This is a genomic window from Gryllotalpicola koreensis, assembly GCF_039538185.1.
GTDB lineage: Bacteria > Actinomycetota > Actinomycetes > Actinomycetales > Microbacteriaceae > Gryllotalpicola > Gryllotalpicola koreensis.
Genome location: NZ_BAABBW010000002.1, coordinates 185,139 through 207,055 on the forward strand (window position 1 = coordinate 185,139; position 21,917 = coordinate 207,055).

At 70.4% G+C, this 21,917-nt stretch carries 26 protein-coding genes; 21 read left to right on the forward strand and 5 right to left on the reverse strand.

Features of this window, described 5'->3' with window-relative positions; translation table 11 throughout:
• Positions 1–12 precede the first annotated feature (12 nt).
• The 16 genes from hrcA to ABD708_RS05890 all read left to right on the forward strand — a co-directional run bounded on the left by hrcA (position 13) and on the right by ABD708_RS05890 (position 14,885).
• A complete protein-coding gene (gene hrcA / locus ABD708_RS05815) occupies positions 13–1,056 on the forward strand; it encodes a heat-inducible transcriptional repressor HrcA (RefSeq protein WP_344752351.1) in 1,044 nt (347 codons plus the stop codon).
• A gap of 25 nt (positions 1,057–1,081) precedes the next feature.
• The gene (gene dnaJ, locus ABD708_RS05820) at positions 1,082–2,194 is read left to right on the forward strand and encodes a molecular chaperone DnaJ (protein ID WP_344752352.1); all 1,113 of its coding nucleotides are present in this window, start codon (positions 1,082–1,084) and stop codon (positions 2,192–2,194) included.
• A gap of 7 nt (positions 2,195–2,201) precedes the next feature.
• The gene (locus ABD708_RS05825; protein ID WP_344752353.1) at positions 2,202–2,930 is read left to right on the forward strand and encodes a 16S rRNA (uracil(1498)-N(3))-methyltransferase; all 729 of its coding nucleotides are present in this window, start codon (positions 2,202–2,204) and stop codon (positions 2,928–2,930) included.
• A gap of 23 nt (positions 2,931–2,953) precedes the next feature.
• Positions 2,954–3,304, forward strand: a complete 351-nt coding sequence (locus ABD708_RS05830; protein ID WP_344752354.1) for a histidine triad nucleotide-binding protein — start codon at positions 2,954–2,956, stop codon at positions 3,302–3,304.
• Positions 3,305–3,356: 52 nt separating this feature from the next.
• A complete protein-coding gene (locus ABD708_RS05835) occupies positions 3,357–4,364 on the forward strand; it encodes a PhoH family protein (protein WP_344753355.1) in 1,008 nt (335 codons plus the stop codon).
• 3 nt (positions 4,365–4,367) lie between these two features.
• Positions 4,368–4,829: an rRNA maturation RNase YbeY gene (ybeY, locus tag ABD708_RS05840; RefSeq protein ID WP_344752355.1), complete on the forward strand. Its 462-nt coding sequence runs from the start codon at positions 4,368–4,370 to the stop codon at positions 4,827–4,829.
• A 6-nt stretch (positions 4,830–4,835) separates the two neighbouring features.
• On the forward strand, positions 4,836–6,041 hold the full coding sequence (locus tag ABD708_RS05845; protein WP_344752356.1) for a hemolysin family protein: 1,206 nt from the start codon (positions 4,836–4,838) through the stop codon (positions 6,039–6,041).
• The gene (gene era, locus ABD708_RS05850) at positions 6,034–6,939 is read left to right on the forward strand and encodes a GTPase Era (protein WP_344752357.1); all 906 of its coding nucleotides are present in this window, start codon (positions 6,034–6,036) and stop codon (positions 6,937–6,939) included. The genes ABD708_RS05845 and era overlap by 8 nt, the downstream gene beginning before the upstream one ends.
• 98 nt (positions 6,940–7,037) lie before the next feature.
• The gene (locus ABD708_RS05855; RefSeq protein ID WP_344752358.1) at positions 7,038–8,237 is read left to right on the forward strand and encodes a sensor histidine kinase; all 1,200 of its coding nucleotides are present in this window, start codon (positions 7,038–7,040) and stop codon (positions 8,235–8,237) included.
• A complete protein-coding gene (locus ABD708_RS05860) occupies positions 8,234–8,905 on the forward strand; it encodes a response regulator (protein WP_344752359.1) in 672 nt (223 codons plus the stop codon). The genes ABD708_RS05855 and ABD708_RS05860 overlap by 4 nt, the downstream gene beginning before the upstream one ends.
• An 80-nt stretch (positions 8,906–8,985) precedes the next feature.
• Entirely contained in the window at positions 8,986–9,624 is a 639-nt protein-coding gene (locus tag ABD708_RS05865) for a M15 family metallopeptidase (RefSeq protein WP_344752360.1), read from the forward strand.
• Positions 9,621–10,748, forward strand: a complete 1,128-nt coding sequence (gene alr / locus ABD708_RS05870) for an alanine racemase (protein ID WP_344752361.1) — start codon at positions 9,621–9,623, stop codon at positions 10,746–10,748. Before ABD708_RS05865 ends, alr begins: the two co-directional genes overlap by 4 nt.
• Positions 10,745–11,713 (forward strand): D-alanine--D-alanine ligase family protein, encoded by a 969-nt coding sequence (locus tag ABD708_RS05875; RefSeq protein ID WP_344752362.1) that lies wholly within the window; start codon positions 10,745–10,747, stop codon positions 11,711–11,713. Before alr ends, ABD708_RS05875 begins: the two co-directional genes overlap by 4 nt.
• 122 nt (positions 11,714–11,835) lie before the next feature.
• Positions 11,836–13,608, forward strand: a complete 1,773-nt coding sequence (gene leuA / locus ABD708_RS05880; RefSeq protein WP_344752363.1) for a 2-isopropylmalate synthase — start codon at positions 11,836–11,838, stop codon at positions 13,606–13,608.
• A gap of 81 nt (positions 13,609–13,689) precedes the next feature.
• Positions 13,690–14,301, forward strand: coding sequence for a ClpP family protease (locus tag ABD708_RS05885; RefSeq protein ID WP_344752364.1), 612 nt, complete (start codon positions 13,690–13,692; stop codon positions 14,299–14,301).
• Complete coding sequence (locus ABD708_RS05890; protein ID WP_344752365.1) at positions 14,298–14,885, forward strand: ClpP family protease; 588 nt, start codon at positions 14,298–14,300, stop codon at positions 14,883–14,885. The genes ABD708_RS05885 and ABD708_RS05890 overlap by 4 nt, the downstream gene beginning before the upstream one ends.
• An 11-nt stretch (positions 14,886–14,896) precedes the next feature.
• Here the strand turns inward: ABD708_RS05890 and ABD708_RS05895 are convergent, their stop codons facing one another.
• The 3 genes from ABD708_RS05895 to ABD708_RS05905 all read right to left on the reverse strand — a co-directional run bounded on the left by ABD708_RS05895 (position 14,897) and on the right by ABD708_RS05905 (position 16,945).
• A complete protein-coding gene (locus tag ABD708_RS05895) occupies positions 14,897–15,214 on the reverse strand; it encodes a helix-turn-helix domain-containing protein (protein WP_344752366.1) in 318 nt (105 codons plus the stop codon).
• A gap of 137 nt (positions 15,215–15,351) precedes the next feature.
• The gene (locus tag ABD708_RS05900) at positions 15,352–16,179 is read right to left on the reverse strand and encodes a class I SAM-dependent methyltransferase (protein ID WP_344752367.1); all 828 of its coding nucleotides are present in this window, start codon (positions 16,177–16,179) and stop codon (positions 15,352–15,354) included.
• Positions 16,172–16,945 (reverse strand): trimeric intracellular cation channel family protein, encoded by a 774-nt coding sequence (locus ABD708_RS05905; protein WP_344752368.1) that lies wholly within the window; start codon positions 16,943–16,945, stop codon positions 16,172–16,174. Before ABD708_RS05905 ends, ABD708_RS05900 begins: the two co-directional genes overlap by 8 nt.
• 49 nt (positions 16,946–16,994) lie before the next feature.
• Between ABD708_RS05905 and recO the strand changes: the two genes are divergently transcribed.
• From recO to ABD708_RS05930, 5 genes are all read left to right on the forward strand, one after another.
• The gene (gene recO, locus ABD708_RS05910; protein WP_344752369.1) at positions 16,995–17,735 is read left to right on the forward strand and encodes a DNA repair protein RecO; all 741 of its coding nucleotides are present in this window, start codon (positions 16,995–16,997) and stop codon (positions 17,733–17,735) included.
• Positions 17,732–18,547 (forward strand): isoprenyl transferase, encoded by an 816-nt coding sequence (locus tag ABD708_RS05915; RefSeq protein WP_344752370.1) that lies wholly within the window; start codon positions 17,732–17,734, stop codon positions 18,545–18,547. Before recO ends, ABD708_RS05915 begins: the two co-directional genes overlap by 4 nt.
• Positions 18,544–19,008 (forward strand): DUF402 domain-containing protein, encoded by a 465-nt coding sequence (locus ABD708_RS05920; protein ID WP_344752371.1) that lies wholly within the window; start codon positions 18,544–18,546, stop codon positions 19,006–19,008. Before ABD708_RS05915 ends, ABD708_RS05920 begins: the two co-directional genes overlap by 4 nt.
• A gap of 9 nt (positions 19,009–19,017) precedes the next feature.
• Positions 19,018–19,530, forward strand: a complete 513-nt coding sequence (locus tag ABD708_RS05925) for a GNAT family N-acetyltransferase (RefSeq protein ID WP_344752372.1) — start codon at positions 19,018–19,020, stop codon at positions 19,528–19,530.
• Between the two features lie 156 nt (positions 19,531–19,686).
• Positions 19,687–20,376, forward strand: coding sequence for a DsbA family oxidoreductase (locus ABD708_RS05930; protein WP_344752373.1), 690 nt, complete (start codon positions 19,687–19,689; stop codon positions 20,374–20,376).
• 112 nt (positions 20,377–20,488) lie between these two features.
• On the opposite strand, the gene ABD708_RS05935 is transcribed toward ABD708_RS05930, so the two are convergent.
• Both ABD708_RS05935 and ABD708_RS05940 read right to left on the reverse strand, forming a co-directional pair.
• Complete coding sequence (locus tag ABD708_RS05935; protein ID WP_344752374.1) at positions 20,489–21,364, reverse strand: hypothetical protein; 876 nt, start codon at positions 21,362–21,364, stop codon at positions 20,489–20,491.
• A gap of 21 nt (positions 21,365–21,385) precedes the next feature.
• Positions 21,386–21,874: an aminoacyl-tRNA deacylase gene (locus ABD708_RS05940; protein ID WP_344752375.1), complete on the reverse strand. Its 489-nt coding sequence runs from the start codon at positions 21,872–21,874 to the stop codon at positions 21,386–21,388.
• Positions 21,875–21,917 lie beyond the last annotated feature (43 nt).

Sequence of the window (21,917 nt, forward strand, 5' to 3'; positions counted from 1 at the left end):
GAGGCGTCGTCGATGGTTTCTGAGCGGGGGCTCGCCGTGCTCCGCGCGATCGTGCAGGACTATGTGTCGACCCGTGAGCCGGTCGGCTCGAAGAGCATCGTCGACAAGCACCACTTCGGCGTCTCGGCCGCGACGATCCGCAACGACATGGCGCTCCTCGAGGACGAGGAGCTGATCGCGGCGCCGCACACGTCTTCCGGCCGGGTGCCGACCGACAAGGGCTACCGCGTCTTCGTCGACCAGCTCGCCGACGTCAGGCCGCTCAGCTCGGCGCAGCGGCACGCGATCGAGATCTTCCTCGGGGCATCCGTCGACATCGACGACGTGCTCTCGCGCACGGTGCGCGCGCTGGCGCAGCTGACGCACCAGGTCGCGCTGATCCAGTACCCGTCCGTCTCCCGCGCGCGCATCCAGCACCTCGAATTCGTGGCGCTCGCGCCGCGCCGCGTGCTGACGGTGCTCATCGCCGACACGGGCGTGGTCGAGCAGCGCGTCGTCGAGCTCGGCGTCGACTACGACGAAGCGGCTCTGCGCGCCCTGCGCGACGCGGCGAACGGCACGCTGGTCGGCATGCCGATGGCGGATGCCGCGACGACGCTTCCCACGATCGTCGACGCCTTCCCCGAGAGCGCCCGCCCGCTCGTCGGCGAGCTGTTGGGCTCGGTGGCGGGCATCATCGGCGCGACCAAGCAGGAGCGCCTCATCATGGCGGGCACCGCGAACCTGGTGCGCACCGAGCACGATTTCACCGGCAGCATCTTCCCGATCATGGAGGCCATCGAAGAGCAGGTCGAGCTGCTCAAGCTCTTCAGCGAGATGGCCGCCGAGCAGCACGGCGTCGTCGGCAACCGCGACGTGAGCGTGTCGATCGGGCGCGAGAACGAGCCCTTCGGGCTCGCCGAGACCTCGGTGCTGACCACGGGCTACGGCGCGGCGGGCGGCGCGGTCGCGCGCCTCGGCGTGCTCGGCCCGACGCGCATGGACTACTCCACCAACATGGCCGCGGTGCGCGCCGTCGCCCGCTATCTGAGCCGCGCGCTCGGCGATCAGGCCTGAACCCCGAACTAAGGAGCCGCCACCTGTGGCAGCAGACCACTATGAAGTCCTGGGCGTCGATCGCGACGCCAGCCCCGACGAGATCAAGAAGGCGTACCGCCGGCTCGCGCGCGAGCTGCACCCCGATGTGAACCCGAGTCCAGAGGCCGCGGAGCGTTTCAAGCTCGTGACCCACGCCTACGACGTGCTCTCCGACCCCCAGCAGCGCCAGCAGTACGACCTCGGCCCCCAAGCCGGGCCGTTCGGCGGCGGCGCGCAGGGCTTCGGCGGCTTCGAGGACATCTTCTCGACCTTCTTCGGCGGCGGGGGCGGCAGCCGCGGCCCCAAGTCGCGGCGCGAGCGCGGCCAGGACGCGCTGTTGCGCGTCGAGATCGACCTCGCCGACGTGATCTTCGGCGCACACCGCGACCTCGAGGTCGACACCGCGGTCGTCTGCGACCGCTGCCAGGGCTCGTGCTGTGAGCCGGGCACCCACCCCGTGACGTGCGACATCTGCAACGGCACCGGCTCGATCCAGCGCTCGGTGCGGTCTCTGCTCGGCAATGTGATGACCTCAAGCCCCTGCGGCACCTGCCGCGGCTACGGCACGATCATCGCGACGCCCTGCGTGACCTGCCAGGGCCAGGGCCGCGTGCGCGCGCGCAAGACGATCCCCGTCGACATCCCCGCCGGGGTCGACACCGGCCTGCGTCTGCAGCTGCCCGGCCACGGCGAGGTCGGCCCGGCCGGCGGCGCCAACGGCGACCTGTACCTCGAGATCAAGGTCAAGCACGACGACGTCTTCAGCCGCGACGGCGACGACCTGCTGGCGACGCTCGAGGTGTCCATGCCCGACGCGATCCTCGGAACGACAACCTCGTTCCACGCCCTCGACGGCGATGTCGACATCGAGCTGCGTCCGGGAACGCAGAGCGCCGAGATCATCACCGTCAAGAACCGCGGCATCACGCACCTGCGCGGCAACGGCCGCGGCGATCTGCGCATCGGCGTCCAGGTGGTCACGCCCACCAAGCTCGGGCGCAGCGAGCGCGAGCTGATCGAGCGCTTCGCGCAGCAGTACAAGGGCGACAAGCCGCGGCTCTCGCAGTTCCAGCAGGGGCTGTTCGCCAAGATCCGCGACCGGTTCCTCAACCTGTAGCGAGCCCGTGGCGAATTTCTACCTGCTCGAGGAGCTCGCCGACGCGAGAGCCGGCGGCACCGTCACCGTGGCGGGCGCCGAGGCGAAGCACATCGCGACGGTCGCGCGCACGCGCGTCGGCGAGCGGCTGCTCGTCGGCAACGGCCGGGGCCTCGTCGTCGACGGCGTGGTCGAGCAGGTGACGCCGGCGTCGGTCTCGGTGCGGGCCCTGCAGGTGGAGCAGACGGATGCCGCGAGCCCGCGCATCCTGCTTGCGCAGGCGCTCGCGAAGGGCGACCGTGACGAGCTCGCGATCCAGGCGGCCACCGAGTTGGGCGTCGACGGGGTGATCCCGTGGCAGGCCGAGCGCTCGGTCTCGCGCTGGGCCGGCCCGAAGCTCGACAAGGGCCGGGAGCGCTGGGCGACGATCGTGCGCGAGGCGGCGAAGCAGTCGATGCGGCCGTGGCTGCCTGCTGTCGCGCCGCTCGCCACGACGAAGGAGCTCGCGGGGCTCGGCGCGCGCCACCGCGTTCTCGTGCTGGAGCCCGGCGCTCGGCATCCGATCACCTCCCTCACCCCTGATGGGCGCGATCTGCTGCTCGTGGTGGGGCCTGAGGGCGGTGTCGCGCCGGCTGAGCTCGAGGTGCTCGAGGCAGCGGGGGCCGAGCTCGTGCGGCTCGGGGACACCGTGCTGCGCACCTCTACCGCCGGCCCCGCCGCCCTCGCGGTGCTCAACGCGGCGCTCGGCCGCTGGTGACCTCTGATCCCTAGACTGGAAGCATGAGCGACCGCGCCCCCTCCGTCTTCTCGCGCATCATCGCGGGCGAGATCCCCGCAGACGTCGTCTACGACTCCGAGCGCGTGATCGCGTTCAAGGACATCGCGCCCCAGGCGCCCGTGCACCTGCTCGTCGTGCCGAAGACCGAGGAGTACGCGAACGTCGGCGAACTCGCCGCCGGTGACCCTGAACTGCTCGCCGAGGTGGTCGAGACCGCGCAGCGGCTCGCCGACGAGCACGCCGACGGCGACTACCGCCTCATCTTCAACACCGGCCCCGGCGCGGGCCAGACCGTCTTCCACGTGCACGCGCACGTCCTCGCCGGCGGCCTCACGGAAGGATCCCTTGTCTGACACCCCAGCCCCGCAGCCGTCGGAGGCGCACCTCGAGATCGACGGCGTCGCCATGGTGCGGCTGCTCGGCCCGCAGGACAGGCTGCTGACGACGCTCGAGAAGCAGTACCCGGCGGTGCAGGTGCACGTGCGCGGCAACGAGCTCACCCTCGTCGGCGACCCGGAGCAGGTCGCGAGCGCCCGCACCCTGGTCGAGGAGCTCATCGCGCTCGTGCGCAACGGCCACGACCTGCACCCCGCCGAGGTGAGCCGCGGCCGCCAGATGGTCGACGCGGGCCTCAGCCCCTCCGCCGTGCTCGGCGAGGCGATCCTGCAGGTGCGCGGGAAGACGATCCGGCCGATGACGCCCGGCCAGGCCGACTATGTGCACGCGATCGATCAGAACACGATCGTGTTCGGCATCGGGCCCGCCGGCACCGGCAAGACCTACCTCGCCATGGCGAAGGCCGTGCAGGCGCTGCAGCGCCGGGAGGTCGAGCGGATCATCCTGTCGAGGCCGGCTATCGAGGCGGGGGAGCGGCTCGGCTACCTGCCCGGCACCCTGACCGACAAGATCGACCCGTATCTGCGGCCGCTGTATGACGCGCTCAACGAGATGATGGACCCTGAGCTCGTGCCCAAGCTGCTCGCCGCGGGCACCATCGAGGTCGCGCCGCTCGCCTATATGCGCGGCCGCACCCTGAACTCGTCCTTCGTTGTGCTCGACGAGGCGCAGAACACCACGCCCGAGCAGATGAAGATGTTCCTCACCCGGCTCGGCTTCGGCTCGCACATGGTGATCACGGGCGATGTCACGCAGATCGACCTGCCCGCAGGGGCATCCGGTCTCCGTCTCGTCACGCGCGTGCTGAAGGACATCGACGACATCGAGTTCTCGTACCTGACGAGCGACGACGTCGTGCGCCACAGCCTGGTGGGCCGCATCGTCGACGCCTACACCGAGTACGACCAGCGGCAGCAGGCGCAGCACTTCGAGCGCGAGCAGGCACGTGATTTCGCGAACCGCGCGGAGCGCCGCGCCGCCGACCCGAACCTCCGACCCAGAAGGCCGAGGACCTAGCTCGTGACGATCGAAGTCAACAACGAGTCCGCAATGGAGGTCGACGAGGCCGCCCTGCAGCGTCTCGCCGTCTATGCGCTCGACGCGATGCACGTGAGCCCAGAGGCCGAGCTCGCGATCCTGCTCGTCGATGAGGCCGCCATGGAGCAGCTGCACGTGCAGTGGATGGACGAGCCCGGCCCGACCGACGTGCTCAGCTTCCCGATGGACGAGCTGCGCCCAGGAACCGAGGACCAGCCGAGCCCCGCCGGCCTGCTCGGCGACGTCGTGCTCTGCCCGCAGGTGGCGCAGCTGCAGGCCGAGAAGGCCGGGCATGGGACGCAGGAGGAGCTCCAGCTGCTCACCGCCCACGGCATCCTGCACCTGCTCGGCTTCGACCACGCCGAGCCCGCGGAGGAGCGCGAGATGTTCAGCATCCAGCGCGACATCCTCGTCGGCTTCGCGCTGCAGGAACGGCGCCGGTAGGCGAGCTTGTTCGCCGCCCTGCTCTTCATCGGCGCGTTGCTGCTCGTCGCGCTCGGTGGCTTCCTCGCCGCCCTCGAGTCCGCGCTGTCCGCCACCGGCGGCGAGTTCCGCGACCAGAACGCCGTCAGCTTCCTGCGCATCGTCGCCGAGACGACGGCCGCCGTGCTCGTCACACTCGGCTTCGTCATCGTGCTCGACCACTGGTGGCTCGCCCTCATCCTGAGCGCGCTCATCATGACCGGCGCGAGCTTCGTGCTCGTCGGCACGAGCCCCCGCAGCGTCGGCCGCGCCCACCCCGAGGGGCTGCTGCGCTTCGCCCGCCCCCTGCTCGTCGCCGTGCGCACCGTGCTCGGCCCCGTCGCCGGCTTGCTGGTCGCGTTCGGCGACCGGGTCACGCCCATGCGGGCCCGCTCGACGGTCGGCAGTGAGGAGCAGCTGCTCACCCTCATCGACGACGCCGCGTCGCACGACGTGCTCGAGGAGCAGGACGCCGAGCTGATCCACTCCGTCTTCGAGTTCGGCGACCGGCTCGTGCGCGAGGTGATGGTGCCCCGCACCGACATGGTGACAGTGGATGCCGATGCCACCGTCGCGGCGGCGATGAGCGTGTTCCTCGGCCGAGGCGTCTCGCGCGTGCCGGTGATCGGCGAGGGTCCCGACGACGTCACCGGCGTGCTGTACCTGCGCGATGTCGCGCGCCTCGTGTACGAGCGACCGAGCGGGGCGGATGCCTCGGCTGCGGCATCCCTGCAGCGGCCTGCCGTCTTCGTGCCGGAGTCCAAGCCGGCCGACGCGCTGCTGCGGCAGATGCAGCTCGAGAAGAACCACCTGGCGCTCGTCGTCGACGAGTACGGCGGCATCGCCGGCCTCGTCACCATGGAAGACCTGATCGAGGAGCTCGTCGGCGAGATCACGGACGAGTACGACAAAGGCGCGCCGCTGATCGAGCCGCTCGGCTCGGATGACAGCGGGTTCCGCGTCAGCGCGCGCCTGTCGACCGACGAGCTCGGCGAGCTGTTCGACCTCGAGCTCGACGACGACGACGTCGACTCGGTCGGCGGCCTGCTCACGAAGGCGCTCGGCCGCCTGCCTGAGCCCGGCGATTCCGCGGTCGTCGCAGGCCTCGAACTCACGGCCGAGCGCACCGAGGGGCGGCGCGGCCGCCTCGCGACCGTGCTCGTGCGGCGTGCCACCATGGAGAGCAATGAGTGAGTCATCCGCCGCCGGTTTCAAAGCCGGGTTCGTCAGCTTCGTGGGCCGCCCCAATGTCGGCAAGTCGACGCTCACCAACGCGCTCGTCGGCGAGAAGGTGGCGATCACCTCGTCGAAGCCGCAGACCACGCGCCGCGCGATCCGGGGCATCGTGAACCGGCCAGACGCGCAGCTCGTCATCGTCGACACCCCGGGCGTGCACCGCCCCCGCACCCTGCTGGGCGAGCGGCTCAACGCCGTCGTGGAGGAGACGCTCGCGTCGGTCGATGTGATCGGCATGTGCTTTCCGGCCGACGAGAAGATCGGCCCGGGCGACCGCTTCATCGTCGAGCGCATCGAGGGAGCGCCGCGTGCGAAGAAGGTCGCGATCGTGACCAAGACGGATGCCACGGGCAAGACCGCCGTCGCCGAGCAGTTGCTCGCCGTGAGCGCCCTGCGCGACTGGGACGCCATCATCCCGATCTCCGCGGCGAAGGGCCGCCAGCTGGACGAGCTCGTCGACGAGCTCGTGAAGCTGCTGCCGGAGTCACCGAAGCTCTACCCCGACGATCAGCTCACCGACGAGGCGACGATCGACCGCATCGCCGAGTTCGTGCGCGAGGCGGTGCTCGAGGAGGCCCGCGAGGAGCTGCCGCACTCGCTCGCCGTCACGATCGACGACATGGTCGAGCGCGAGGACAAGGACCTGGTCGAGATCTACGCCAACCTCTTCGTCGAGCGCGACAGCCAGAAGGCGATCGTGATCGGCCGGGGCGGCGCGCGCCTCAAGCAGATCGGCGCCGATGCGCGTGCGCAGATCGAGGGGCTGCTCGGCCGCAAGGTGTTCCTGTCGATCCACGTGAAGGTCGCGAAGGATTGGCAGAGCGACCCGAAGCAGCTCGGACGGCTGGGTTTTTGATCAGCGCGCGTGCGCCGTGGCAGCAGCCTCCTACATCTCGCGGATGATTCCGCCTGTGGCTGCGTGGCCGTCGCAACACGCCCAACTACCGTTGGTGCATGCGCACGATCACGGGCCGGCAGTTCGGCTTCGACGTCGCCGCGGCTGCGCTGTTCGCGCTCGTGTGCGGATTCATCATGCTGGTGAACCTGCGCGGGCTCGGGTCGGAGCGGTTGCAGTTCGTTCCGCTCCTGCTCATCACGGCGGCGGTGGCACTGCGGCGCCTGTCGCCGGCGGTCGCTCTCGCGTTGGCGTGGATCTCGGCGATCGCGCAGCTGGGACTCCGACTCGACCCATCGATCCACAACCTCGGCATCTGCGCGGTGCTGTTCGCCACCGCCGCATACGGCGGTCGAGTGCTCCGCTGGTTCGGCCTCGCCTCCGCGGTCGCGGGGGCGACCGTCGCCACGGCTTACCTGCTGGTCGTCCAGAGCTGGTTCGGCGGCGTCTCCTACTATCCGCTGCTGTTCCCCGGCCAGCTGCGCGACTTCTCCCTGCTGTTCATCGGGTCGCTCGCACTGCTGGTGCTGTCTTGGGTCTCCGGTCTGCTGATCCGCTCGACCCGCGCCGGACGGGCGGCGCGTGAGAGAGAGGAAGAAGCGCGGCACGACGCCGACCTTGCCGAGTACCGCGTCGTCGTCGAGCAGGAGCGCAACCGCATCGCACGCGACATGCACGATGTGGTCGCACACTCTCTCGCCGTGGTCATCGCGCAGGCGGACGGAGCGCGATTCGCGGCATCCGCCCGTCCCGAGGTCGCCGTCGGAGCGCTCGAGACGATCTCGAGCGTCGCGCGCGATGCGCTCGGAGACGTCCGGATGCTGCTCGCCGAGCTGCGGCACGACGAGGGGTCGACCCCGCAGCCGAGTGTCGCGGATCTCGACGCGCTGTTCGGCCAACTGCGGGGCGCGGGCCTCGAGCTGCGCGTGCACGAGTCCGGCGAGCGGCGCTCGCTCGGGGCGGGCCACGACATCGCCGCATATCGCATCATTCAGGAGGGCCTCACGAACGCGCTGCGGCATGGCACACGGGGGGAGCCCGTCGATCTGACCCTGTTCTGGGCCGCCGACGCCCTGCATCTCGAGCTGGTCAACGCCGTGGGGTCCGCGACGGACACGGCAGGCGTCGGCCACGGACTGCCCGGCATGCGCGAGCGCGCTCAGCTCGCGGGCGGCATGCTCGAAGCGCGTGCCGACGACGTCGGCCACTTCGTCGTGCGGGCCGGCATCCCGTTCGGGCCGGCCGGGGTGACGACATGACCGCGATCCGCGTGGCGCTCGTCGACGACCAGGCGCTGTTCCGCGCCGGCGTCCGCATGCTCATCGAGTCGCAGGACGACCTCGTGTTCGCCGGCGAGGCAGGCGACGGCGCGGCGGCGCGCGAGTTGGCCGCGCGCAGCAGGCCCGACGTGGTTCTGATGGACGTACGGATGCCGCGCGTCGACGGCATCCAGGCGACGCGCGACATCCTCGCCGACGCTGCCGCGGGCGGCTACCAACCGCCGCGCATCATCATGCTCACGACCTTCGACCTCGACGAGAACGCCGCCCGGGCGATCCGAATCGGCGCGAGCGGATTCGTGCTGAAGGACGCAGACGCCGAGTTCCTGCTCGCCGCGATCCGCACGGTGCACCAGGGCAATTCGGTGATCGCCGCCGCCGCGACCCGCGAGTTGTTCGCCCACGTCGACCGCGGAGTCGAGCGGCGGCCCGCGCCGCCCAGCTGGGGCGAGCTGACCCAGCGCGAGCGGGAGATCTTCCGGCTCGCGGCCCGCGGGCTGTCGAACGGGGAGATCGCCGCTGCCGAATTCCTCTCCGAGGCGACCGTGAAGACCCACATCAGCCGTGTGCTCGCGAAGCTCGGCCTGCGCGATCGGGTGCAGCTCGTCGTGTTCGCCTATGAGCACCTGCTGCCGACGGAGGACTGAGCAGCGTCATCCTCTGGGATGACCCGAAGCAGACTTTCGGACGACGCGCAGCCGGCCCGGGCATCCGTAGCGTCGGGATCATGTTGCTGCTCTCCGACCCGCGCGTCGCGCTCGTCCCGGTCCTCGACGACTCCGAGCCCCTGATCCCGTTCCCCGCCGTCATCGGGAACGCGACCGGCCTCACCGGAGAGACCGTGCACGTGCGCCGCGGACTCGGCGCGCGCCTCGTCACCGCCGCGCTCAGCCTGCCGGAGGGGGTCTCGTTCAAGATCGCGGAAGGGCACCGCAGCGTGGAAGCGCAGCTCGGCATCATCGCGCGGTACTCCGACGAGGTGCGCCGTGCGCATCCCGGCCTCGACCGGCGCGAGCTCGCCCGGCTGGTGAGCCGCTTCGTCTCGCCCATCTCGGTCGCCCCGCATGTCGCGGGGGCGGCCGTCGACGTGACCCTCGTCGACGACTACGGCGCCGAGCTCGACCTGGGCACCGAGATCGACGCCACCCCGGAGGCGAGCGGCGGCGCCTGCTACTTCGACGCCCCCGGCATCTCGGCCCGGGCCCGGGCCAACCGTGAGCTGCTCGCCCGGGCGCTCGGCGGCGCGGGGCTCGTCAACTACCCGACCGAGTGGTGGCACTGGTCGTACGGCGACCGGTACTGGGCTCTCGTGACCGCCGCTCCGCACGCGCTCTACGGCGCGGTCGAAGAGGGAGTGGCGGCGTGACCGGCGCGCGGCTGCTCGTCGACGCCGACGCGATCGCGGCCAACACGCGCCTCTTCGCGAGCCTCACCGCAGGCGAGCTGATGGCGGTCGTCAAGGCGCAGGGTTACGGCGCGGGCGCCGGGCTGGTCGCCCGCACGGCGCTCGAGGCCGGGGCGACGCGCCTCGGCGTGACGAGCGTCGCCGAGGCGCTGGCCCTGCGCGTGGCGGGCATCGACGCCCCGATCCTCAGCTGGCTGAACCCGATCGACGCGGACTTCAGCGCCGCGATCGCGCACGACATCGACCTTGCGGCGCCCGGCGTCGCGCACCTCGACGCCGTCCGGCGCGCGGCGCGGGGGCTGGGCCGACCTGCCCGTGTGCACCTGCAGGTCGACTGCGGTCTCGCCCGCGAGGGCTGCCCGCCCGAGCTGTGGCCGCAGCTGCTCGCCGTCGCCGCCGCGGCGTCCGCCCGCGGCGAGCTCGACGTCGTGGGCGTCATGGGGCACCTGAGCTCGGCGGACGACCCCGCCGACCCGGCGAACCGCCGCGAGCGCACCCGTTTCGCGCATGCTTTGCGGCTCGCGCGGGCCGCGGGGCTGTTCGTGCCGCTGCGGCACCTCGCAGCGACCTCGGCCACCCTGACCCAGCCCGGCGCGCGGCACAGCATGTGCCGCGTCGGGGCGGGGCTCGTGGGCATCGACCCGACCGGAACTCACCGGCTGCGCGGCGCCCTCGCCCTCGAGGCGCAGATCGTCGACGTGCGCGATGTGGCAGCGGGAACGCCCGTGGGATACGGCCACAGCTGGCTCGCACCGCGCGCGACGCGGCTCGCCCTGGTGGCGGCGGGGTACGCCGATGGCGTGCCGCGCACGGCGACGACGGATGCCGCGGTGCTCGTCTCCGGCCGGCGCCGCCCGATCGTCGGGCGGGTCTCGATGGACCAGTTCGTCGTCGACCTCGACGGCGCACCAGCGCTGCCGGGGGAGTACGTGACGGTGTTCGGTCCGGGTGACCGCGGCGAGCCGACCGTGGCGGAGTGGGCCGCGTGGTGCGGCACCATCCCGAACGAGATCGTCACGGGGGTCGGACCGCGTGTCGAACGGATGCCGGTCGCGGCATCCGCGCCCCTGGCGGTCGCCCGTTGAGCGGCCGCACCCGCGTCGCGATCATCGGCGGCGGCGCGAACGGCGAACACGAAGTGTCGCTCGCCTCGGCCGCGGCGGCGCGTGCCGCGCTCGACCGCGACCGCTATGAGTCGGTGGCATTCACCATCGAGCGTGACGGCGGCTGGCTTCTGGACTCGCGGCGCGTCAGCTTCGCCGAGGCCGTCGCCGAGCTCGCCCGGTGCGAGATCGCCCTTCCGCTGGTGCACGGTGCGCCGGGGGAGGACGGCACCCTGGCGGCGCTGTGCGAGCTCGTCGGCGTGCCGCATGTGGGCAGCGGAATCGGCGCCGGCGCGCTCGCGATCGACAAGCACGCCACCAAGCTCGTCGCGGAATCCGTGGGCCTGCACACCGCGGCAGGCGCCCTGCTCACCCCCGCGACCCGCGACGCCTACGCCTGGTGCGGTCCCGTCGTCGTCAAGCCGGTGACCGCGGGGTCGAGTCGCGGCGTGACGGCCGTGCGCGCGGCATCCGATCTGCCTGCCGCGCTCGACGCGGCCTTCGCCTGGGACGCGCGGGTGCTCGTCGAAGAGCTCGTCGTCGGCCGTGAGATCGACATCGCCGTGTTCGAGTCGCGTGGGGAACCGCGCATCAGCCCGCCGCTCGAGATCCGCTCGGAGGGCTTCTTCGACTACGACGCGAAATACGGCGAGCGGCACGACTCCGAGGTCGTGTTCGAGGTGCCCGCGCGGCTCACCCCGCTCGAGCTGCGCCGCCTCGAGCAGGGTGCCCTGGCGCTCTACCGCGCCCTCGGCTGCCGCGGCGTCGCGCGCCTCGACTTCTTTCTCACCGCCCGAGGCTGGGTGCTCAACGAGGTGAACACGGTGCCGGGTTTCACCGCGGTGTCGCAGGTGCCGCAGATGTTCGCCGCCGCGGGCATCCCATACTCCGAACTGCTCGAGCTGCTGATCGATGAGGCGCTGAGTCAGACTCGGGTGTTACTCTGATCCCAATGTTCGGCCAGCTCCTCCTTAGCTGCCGCGCCGAGTCCTCCATCTGAGGCCAGACTCGTCGCGGAGTTTTCTGTCGGCTTCTTCCCTGAACGTCAGAGAGCAAGAGAGTCAGAGCGATGAAGAACAACCAGAAGCCGAGCTCGATGCCGATCCACCGGTATCGCCCCTTCCACGAGCAGATCACCGTCGAGCTGCCCGACCGCACGTGGCCGACCAAGCGCATCACCGAGGCGCCGCGCTGGTGCGCGGTCGATCTGCGAGACGGCAACCAGGCCCTGATCGACCCGATGAGCCCCGAGCGCAAGCGCATCATGTTCGATCTGCTGGTGAGGCTCGGCTACAAGGAGATCGAGGTCGGGTTCCCCTCTGCGAGCCAGACCGACTTCGACTTCGTGCGCAGCCTCATCGACGAGGGCGCCATTCCGGACGACGTGACGATCCAGGTGCTGACGCAGAGCCGTGACCACCTGATCAAGCGCACTTACGAGGCCATCGCCGGCGCGAAGCAGGCCATCGTGCACCTGTACAACTCGACCAGCATCCTGCAGCGCGATGTGGTGTTCCGCACCGACGTGCAGGGCGTCATCGACATCGCGCTGCACGGCGCGCGGCTGTGCCGAGAGTACGAGAAGACCATTCCCGAGACGCAGGTGTTCTACGAGTACTCGCCCGAGTCGTACACGGGCACCGAGCTCGAGGTCGCCGCGCGCATCTGCAACGAGGTGCTCGAGGTCTTCGAGCCGACGCCCGAGCGCAAGGTCATCATCAACCTGCCCGCCACGGTCGAGATGGCGACCCCGAACGTGTACGCGGACTCGATCGAGTGGATGTCCCGCCACCTGAACCACCGCGAGAACGTCATCCTCTCGCTGCACCCGCACAACGACCGCGGCACCGCGGTCGCCGCCGCCGAGCTGGGTTACCTGGCCGGCGGAGACCGCATCGAGGGGTGCCTCTTCGGCAACGGCGAGCGCACCGGCAACGTCGACCTGGTGACGCTCGGCGTCAACCTGTTCACGCAGGGCATCGACCCGCAGATCGACTTCAGCGACATCGATGACATCAAGCGCACGGTGGAGTTCTGCAACCAGCTGCCCGTCGGCGAGCGCGTGCCGTGGGGCGGCGACCTGGTCTTCACGGCGTTCTCGGGCTCTCACCAGGATGCGATCAAGAAGGGCTTCGAGAAGATGGCGGCGGATGCCGCGGCCGCCGGTGTCTCGGTCGACGAGATCGAATGGGCCGTGCCGTACCTGCCCGTCGACCCGCGGGATCTCGGCCGCAGCTACGAGGCCGTCATCCGCGTCAACTCGCAGTCCGGCAAGGGCGGCGTCGCGTACCTGCTGAAGACCGACCACGCACTCGACCTGCCGCGCATGCTGCAGATCGAGTTCTCGGGCGTCGTGCAGGCGAAGACGGACGCCGAGGGCGGGGAGGTCTCGAGCGACGAGCTCTGGGCGGTCTTCCAGGACGAGTACCTGCCCGCCGCCGACGCCGACGACAAGTGGGGCCGCTTCGAGCTGCTCGGCACGAAGATCGACAGTGAGGCGACGGGGGAGTGCTTCTTCACCGCGCGCCTGCGGGACGGCGACGGCGTCGACATCGCGAGCGGCGAGGGCAACGGCCCGATCGACGCCTTCATCAAGGTGCTGGAGCAGCGCGGCATCCGCGTCTCCCTCTATGACTACGTCGAGCACACGATGAGCGCGAGCGGCGACGCGAAGGCGGCCTCGTACGTCGACCTCGACGTGAACGGCACGCGCCTGTGGGGCGTCGGGATCGACGCGAACACGTCGATCGCGTCGCTCAAGGCCATCGTGTCGGCCGTGAACCGGGCGATCCGCGCGCAGCAGGCGGCTGACGCGCCCGAGACCGAGCTGGTCGGCGCCTAGCTTTCAGCCTTCTGCTCTCGGCAGATCGGCCCTCGGCAGAAAACGCCGAGGGCCGATCGCCCTGCGGGTGACAGTGGGGTCATGACAGACGAAGCCCCCAAGACCCCGGTGTTCACCGAGCGCGCCCGACGCGAGCTGTTCGAGCAGCGCGTGCTCGTGCTCGACGGCGTGCTCGATGACGACAACGGCACACTGCTCACAACCGAGCTGCTCGCCCTCGCGGCAGAGGACCCTGCCGCCGACATCGCACTGTGGATCCACTCGCCTGGCGGATCGGTGCCTGCCATGCTGGCGATCCGCGACGTGATGCGGCTGGTGCCCTGCGATGTGTCGACACTCGTGCTCGGCATGGCGGCCAGCGCCGGCCAGTTCCTGCTCTCGGCGGGCGCACCGGGCAAACGCCGCGCGCTGCCGCACTCGCGCGTGCTCATGCACCAGGGCTCGGCTGGCATCGGCGGCACGGCGGTCGACGTCGAACTGCAGGCCGATGACCTGCGTCGCCTGCGCGACACCGTGCTGGGGTTGATCGCCGCCGACACGGGCCAGCCGATCGAGCGGGTGTTCGAGGACTCGCTGCACGACCGCTGGTACACGGCCGAGCAGGCGAGGACTTACGGATTCATCGACGAGATCGTCTCGGCCTTCGATGAGGTGCGCCCGCGGGGCCGCGACCGGGCAGGGTTCCACGCATGAGCAGCTACACGATCCCCAACGTGATCGCCCGCGACGCGCGCGGCGAGCGGATCATGGACGTCTACTCGCACCTCCTGACGGAGCGCATCGTCTACCTCGGCACCGCCATCGACGCCGGCGTCGCCAACACCCTGATCGCGCAGTTCCTGCACCTCGAGGCGGACAACCCCGAGAGCGACATCCAGCTCTACATCAACTGCGAGGGCGGCGACCCGAGCGCGATGCTCGCGATCTACGACACCATGCGGTATATCCGGCCGCAGGTGGCGACGACGTGCGTCGGGCAGGCCGTCGCAGTGGGCGCGGTGCTGCTCGCCGCAGGGGCGGAGGGGAAGCGTGCGGCGCTGCCGCACACCCGGGTGATCCTGCACCAGCCGGCCGCGCAGGGTCGCGGGGCGATTCCCGACCTCATCCTGCAGGCCGACGAGGTGGTGCGCATTCGCGCCGATCTCGAGGGGATCCTCGCCCGGCACACCGGTCAGAGCGTCGAGACCCTGCGCGCCGACACCGACCACGACCGCATCTTCACGGCCGAGGCCGCGCGGGCCTACGGACTGCTCGACCACGTCATTGAGCAGCGGTGACGGATGCCGGCTCAGGCGGCCAGGGCGAACATCGACGGGCCGCGCGGCGCGTGCACCGGCGCACTCTGTGTCGCGCGCAGCCCCTCGGCCACCGCGACCGTGAGATCGAGCAGTGTGACATCGAGCGCGTCGGCGACGGCGGCGATGACCTCGCTCGACGGCTCCTTCGCGCCGCGCTCGATCTCGGAGAGATACTGCGTCGAGACCCCGGCCCGGCGAGCGGTTTCGTTCAGCGTCTCGCCGCGGCCGTGGCGCAGCGCCCGGAAGCGGTCGCCGAGCATGTGCCGCCAGAGCGGCTGACGATCGAAGTGCGGCGTCGGTTCTGACATGGCCACATGCTAGGCCGCGGATTCGGCGGCGCTCCCGCCGTTCTGCTCAGAGCAGAACGTGGCACCGCCGGCGAGTACAGAGTCGTTGCTCGCACGACGACCGCATTCGCGCGAATACTCCGTACTCGGCGGCGCGATCAGCCGCGCGCCACGATCGAGAAGGTCATCGGGACGCGCTCACGGCCTTCAGGCAGCACCCAGTTCGCGCCCTCGGGCACCATCCCGGCAAGGAATGGCCATTGCAGCGTGTCCTGCTCGCCGAAGGCCTCGATTGTGAGGCCCACCCCGAGCAGGGCGCCGATGATCTCCGACAGCGGGTGCTGCCACTCGTACTGCGCGGAGTTCGTGAGGCGCGCATCGCCCGCGTAGCTGAACTCGTTGTCGAAGCGCGACGGCTCCGGCGAGTGGAAGTAGGGGTACGTCACGGCGAGCACCCCGTCGGCGCGATCCGGATCGAGGGTCATCACCATGGGGTGCGACTCGCGGATGTAGAAGAGGCCACCGGGCTTCAGCAGAGCGCGGATGGTGCGCGCCCAGGCCGCGAGATCGGGCAGCCAGCACAGCACGCCGATGCTCGTGTAGACCACGTCGAACTTCTCGTGGATGAGATCGGATGCCGCATCGACGGTGGTCTGCACGAAGCGCGCCTCGAGCCCGGCCCGCTCGGCCAGGGTGCGCGCCGCAGCGACGGCCTCGCCCGAGAAGTCGAGCCCCGTCACCTGCGCGCCGAGCCGCGTGAAGCTCAGTGTGTCGGTGCCGATGTGGCACTGCAGGTGCAGCAACGACAGGCCATTGACCGAGCCGTTCGGCAGGTGGGGCGCCATCAGCGCCAGGTCGTCGCGCACGACGGAGGAGATGCGCGCGGAATCCGCCACGAACCCGTCGGTGTCGTAGGCGACGAGGTGCCCGGCGACGCGCTCGTCCCAGTTGGCGCGGTTCGCGTCGAGGGGCGTCGGGTCAGTCATCCGTTCTCTCCTTGCCGTCGCCACGCGACACGACCTTGTAGACCGGGATCGTGCCGGTCGGAGTGGCCACGTACTCGCGCGGTGCGGTCTCGCGGCGGCGCAGCAGCCCGAAGCCGACGCGTGCCCGCGAGAGCTCGAGGCTGCGCTGCTCGGGAAGGCTCCAGCCGAACGCCACGGCGAGCAGCCGCACCGCGAAGACCACCGCGGCGCAGATCGCGGCCGAGAGGAACACCGACACGTTCGCGTCGTGCAGCAGCACGAGCGTGAGCGTGCCCGCGCCGGCCGCGACGGCGTAGAGCGAGCCGACGTGCATGACCGTGATCGGCATGTTGAGCAGGATGTCGCGCAGCATGCCGCCGCCCACCGCGGCGATCAGTCCGACGAACGCGGCGGGCACCTCTGGCAGGCCGAAGGCGAGCGCCTTGGTCGTGCCGATCGCGCCAAACAGGCCAAGGGTCAGCGCATCGAGCACGGTGATGACGGGGTCGATGCTCGAGAACACGCGGGCGAGCAGCATGCCGATGAGCGCTGCCGCGATCGCGACCGGGATGTACCAGTTGCTCGAGAGCGCGACGAGCGCCGTGCCGAGCGAGACGTCGCGCAGGATGCCGCCGCCGAGCCCCGTCGCCACACCGATGAACGCGACGCCGAACAGGTCGATGCGCCGCTCGCGGAAGCCGCTCGCATAGGCCGCTCCCTGGATGCTGCCGACGGCCACCGCGGCGAACTCGGCCCATGCCGGAATGCTGAAAGTCGCGCCGCCCACGGCTGACCATCCTGCCAGTCGAACGGCACGCACGCTGAGATAATCGATCGTGCCTGTTTACCGTGACGAGGCCGTCGTCCTGAGGACCCACAAGCTGGGCGAGGCCGACCGCATCGTCACGCTGCTCTCGCGGCGGCACGGGAAGATCCGCGCCGTCGCCAAGGGCGTGCGGCGCACGGGCTCGAAGTTCGGGGCACGGCTCGAGCCGTTCATGGTCGCCGACCTGCAGCTCTACGAGGGGCGCAGCCTCGACGTGATCCAGCAGGCCGAGACGCTCGGCGCGTACGGCGCCGAGATCGCGGGCGACTACGCCAGCTATACCGCGGCGAACGCCATGGTCGAGACCGCCGACCGGCTCACCGAGGCCGAGGGCTCGCTGCAGCAGTACCTGCTGCTCGTCGGGGCGCTGCGCTCCCTCAGCCGCCGCGAGCACACACCGGGTCTCACCCTCGACTCCTACCTGCTGCGCAGCCTGTCGATCGCCGGCTGGGCGCCGTCGTTCGGCACGTGCTCGCGCTGCGGCAAGCCCGGACCGCACGACCGCATCGTGCCCCAGCTCGGCGGCGTCGTCTGCGACGACTGCGCCCCGCCCGGCACCGCTCACGTCGACGCGGCCACCCTCGGGCTGCTGGGAGCGCTGCTCTCCGGCGACTGGAGCGCGGCCGAGGCATCCGATGACTCCACGCGCTCACGCGCGAGCGGTATCGTCGCCGCCTACCTGCAATGGCATCTCGAGCGCGGCCTGCGCTCGCTGAACCACGTCTCTCGAGAGGTCCCGCCCGCGCTGTGACTCCCAAGCCCTTCACCCACAAGGACGCCGTCGCCTACCGTCCCGTCGACTGGACCGGCATCTACCCGCCGACCCTGCCGAAGGCGGCGGTGCCCGATCACGTCGCGATCGTGATGGACGGGAACGGCCGCTGGGCGAACCGGCAGGGGCTGCCGCGCGTCGAGGGGCATCGCGCCGGCGAGGCCGCCCTGCTCGACGTCGTCGCGGGGGCCCTGCAGATCGGCGTCAAGCACCTGAGCGTCTACGCGTTCTCGACCGAGAACTGGGTGCGCTCGCCCGACGAGGTGCGCTTCCTGATGGGCTTCAACCGCGACGTGCTGCACCGCCGCCGCGACCAGCTCAACGAGTGGGGCGTGCGGGTGCGCTGGGCGGGCAGGAAGCCCCGGCTCTGGGCATCCGTCATCAAGGAATTGCAATACGCGGAAGAGCTGACCAAGGCGAACGACACCCTGACGCTCACGATGTGTGTGAACTACGGAGGCCGCACCGAGCTCGCCGATGCGATGCGGGGCATCGCCGACGACGTCGCGGCCGGGCGGCTGCGCCCCAGCGCGGTGAACGAGAAGCTGATCCAGCGCCGGCTGTACCTGCCTGATCTGCCCGACGTTGACCTGTTCGTGCGGTCGAGCGGCGAGCAGCGCACCTCCAACTTCCTGCTGTGGCAGTCCGCGTATGCCGAGATGGTGTTCCTCGACACGCTCTGGCCCGACTTCTCGCGCACCGACCTCTGGGAGGCCGTCGAGATCTTTGCGCGCCGCAGCCGGCGCTTCGGGGGCGCGGTCGACGCGCCGACAGCCGGGGGCACGCCGTGATCGTCCGCTTCGAGGAGTACGACAACACCTCCCTCGAGACGCTCACGTGCCAGGCGCGCAGCGCGGACTCGCGCGGGGCGTGGTTCACGATCGATCCGGATTCCGCGCTGTTCGTGCCCTGGAACGCCGACTGGTGCGTGCGCTTCTACACCGGCGACGTCGGCGGCCTCGAGGTGTTCGCCCAGGCGGTGAAGCCCGTGCGCATCTCGGCCGAGCTGATCGAGTTCATCGCGCTCGACCTCGGCGTCGAGGTCGAGGACGGCGCCGTCCGCCTCACCGGCGAGGACGAGTTCGAGTGGAACCAGGTCGCGCAGGACTACCCGGCCGATCTCATCGCCCGCGCGCAACGCGCGGTCAACGAGGCGTTCGAGCGCATCATGCTCGCCGAGTACCCCTTCGACCGCTCGGCGGCCGACATCGTCGAGGCCCTGCGTAATGTGCAGGACACATCGGCTGAATAGGTTGATCAGGTGGAGATCAGACTGCGAACGGATGCCGACATGCCGGCTCTGCTCGCCGCGCTGAAGGCCACCCACGAGGTCGACAAGTACCCCGTTCTGCCGAACCACGTGACGCGCGAGTGGCTGCTCGAGGGGGACGACGGCATGGCCTGGGTCGCCGAGGACGGCGCCGACGTGGTCGGTCACGTCGCGGTCGCAGAGACCGAGGAGGACCCGGACTCGCTCAGCGTGCACCGCCTCTTCGTGCGTCCGAGCGCGCGCGGCCATGGCGTCGCGAGCGCGTTGCTCACCACCGTCGAGACGTACGCGCGACTGCTCGGGCAGGACCTGTTCCTCGAGGTGCTGAGCCACAACGTCGACGCGATCCACCTCTACGAGAGCCGCGGCTGGTTCCGGGCGGGCGGCTACACCGCCGTCTGGGCAGGCCCCGATGGGAACCATGCCGAGATCAACCTGTTCGCAGCCCCGCACAACGACCCCACGCACGTGCTTCGCCTCGGTTCGGGGCGTCCCACGGAATAGGCGCCGTCCGCGATTCCGCTTTGTCACAAGACGAACGATTCGTCACATGAAATCGACGGCTACGACCCGCCAATCGTGCGAAATGTGACGAATCGTGCGGACGGGGTGGGTGATGCGGAGCGGGAATAGCGGAGAGAGCCGACCGTTGACCATGAGGTGACGGAAAATGCGCAGCCCATCAAGGTCGACATCTGGTCGGACATCGCCTGCCCCTGGTGCTACATCGGGAAGCGGAAGTTCGAAGCGGGCAGCGGGCTGTTCGCGGGTGGCGGCGACGGCCGCGGTGTCGAGATCGAGTACCACTCCTTCGAGCTGAGTCCCGACACGCCCGTGGACTTCGAGGGCGGCGAGGCCGAGTTCCTCGCCCGTCATAAGGGGATTCCCGAGGCTCAGGCGCAGGAGATGCTCGACCGGGTGACCGGCATCGCGGCATCCGTCGGCCTGGCCTACGACTACGACCACCTGCAGCACACCAACACGGTGCTCGCGCACGAGGCGATCCACTTCGCGAAGGCCCACGGCAAGCAGCTCGAGCTCACCGAGCGGCTGCTCTCGGCCTACTTCCTCGAGGGCCGCCACGTCGGCAAGGTCGAGGAGCTCTCCGCTCTGGGTGGTGAGGTGGGGCTCGATCCGGATGCCCTGACCGCCGCTCTCGAGTCGCACGAGTTCCTCGGGGCCGTGCGCAAAGACCAGCAGACCGCGGCCGAGTACGGTATCAACGGCGTGCCGTTCTTCGTGATCGACGGCAAGTACGGCGTCTCGGGGGCCCAGGAGGCACAGACCTTCGCGCGCGTGCTCGAGCAGGTCTGGAACACGCGTGCCGAGGCCGAGGAGGTCAGCGCGTGAAGCTCGTGCAATTGGGAGAGACGGATGCCGCAGCCTGCGTCGACGGCGTCTGCGAGATCCCGGGCACCGCTCAGCAGGCCGACGCCGAGCTCGAGTCGGTCGACAACCGGGGTTAGCCGCCGCTCCGCGCGTGCCTCGTAACGGTGTAGAGCCCTCGGGTGACCGAGCCCAGCCCGATACCGGCGAGGCTGGCGAGCAGCACGAGGAGGCCGCCGCCGAACGCGGCCGCCGCGAATACGTTGAACAGGACGCCCCAGAGCGCAACGTTGAACGGGGCACGGCTTGCCGCTCGCTGCGTCGCGGACGGGCCGGGCCACCACACGAGCGGAGCAGACCAGGCGAGCGCCATCACGACCAGAAGAAGCCAGGTGCCGAGCAGGTTCGGGGTCGGGACCAGGTAGTAGAGCGCGGCGATCACGAGCATCGCGACGGACATGATCGCGCTGATGATCAGGTCGGTGCGCTGCGATTTCGTGAACTTCAGGGAACGCGGGCGGCGCTTCTGCACGGCAGTATCTGCGGCCGGATCCGCCGCCCGGCGGCGGCCGACGATGAGATAGCGCAGCTGGACGCCGAGCATGAACCCGCCGACCTGCGCAACGACGCCGGCCGACATGGCCGCCGGCCAGGACGGGCCGAAGGCCAGCATTCCTGCGAACAGCCCGGCGACCGTGAGTACGACACCGATGACGGGCGGAGCCGCCGCCCACACAGCCGCGCCCCAGGCGACAGCGACCGCACAGCCGGTCAGGACGACGCCGATGCCGCCGCCCTGGCCCGGGCGAACGAGCCCCGCGTGCAGTCCATAGACGATTCCGTAGGCGACCGCGAGTGCGGCGATGTACCAACCGAGGGCAGGAACGGCGGCACCGCGCCAGTCCAGCGCGTCGCGCCATGCCGCGCGCCTCCGCCGGCGTTTCGCGCTGGCGCGCTTCCGCGCCTTCCGGGCCTCGTCGGTGCCCGTCCTGTCCACCGCCGCATCCCCCATGCCGCGATCCCCCCTCTGCTGCTATTCCGGCTCGGTGATGTCGGCGACGACCGCGCCGAACGAGGCGATCAGCTCGTCGGCGGAGACGAACGCCGAATATCCGTGGGCGCCCGCGCCCATCGCGACTTTCTGACCGACGAGCGTCTCATCGGCATACACCGGCCACTCGCGTGCAGAGCCGAGCGGCGTGATCGTGCCGCGCTCGTAGCCGGTCGCCTCGAGCGCGAGCGACGCGTCGGGCAGCTGCAGCTTGTTGACGCCGACCAATGCGCGCAGCTTCGGCCACGAGATCTTGCGCCCGCCCGGCACGAGCGCGAACAGGAAGTCGCCGTCGTGCCGCTTCACAACGAGGGTCTTGACGATGCCGCCGGGCTCGATACCGAGAACGTGTGCGGCCTCAGCGAGCGAGTTCGCGGCGGGGCGGGAGACGACCTCGACGGCGAGGCCTCGAGCTGCGGCATCCGCCTCTACTCGCGCCGTGCCGATCAAGCCGTCGAAACGGTCATCCACGTAGCTCGCACCCTTTCAGCGTCCATCTGAGAAACTTGGAGAG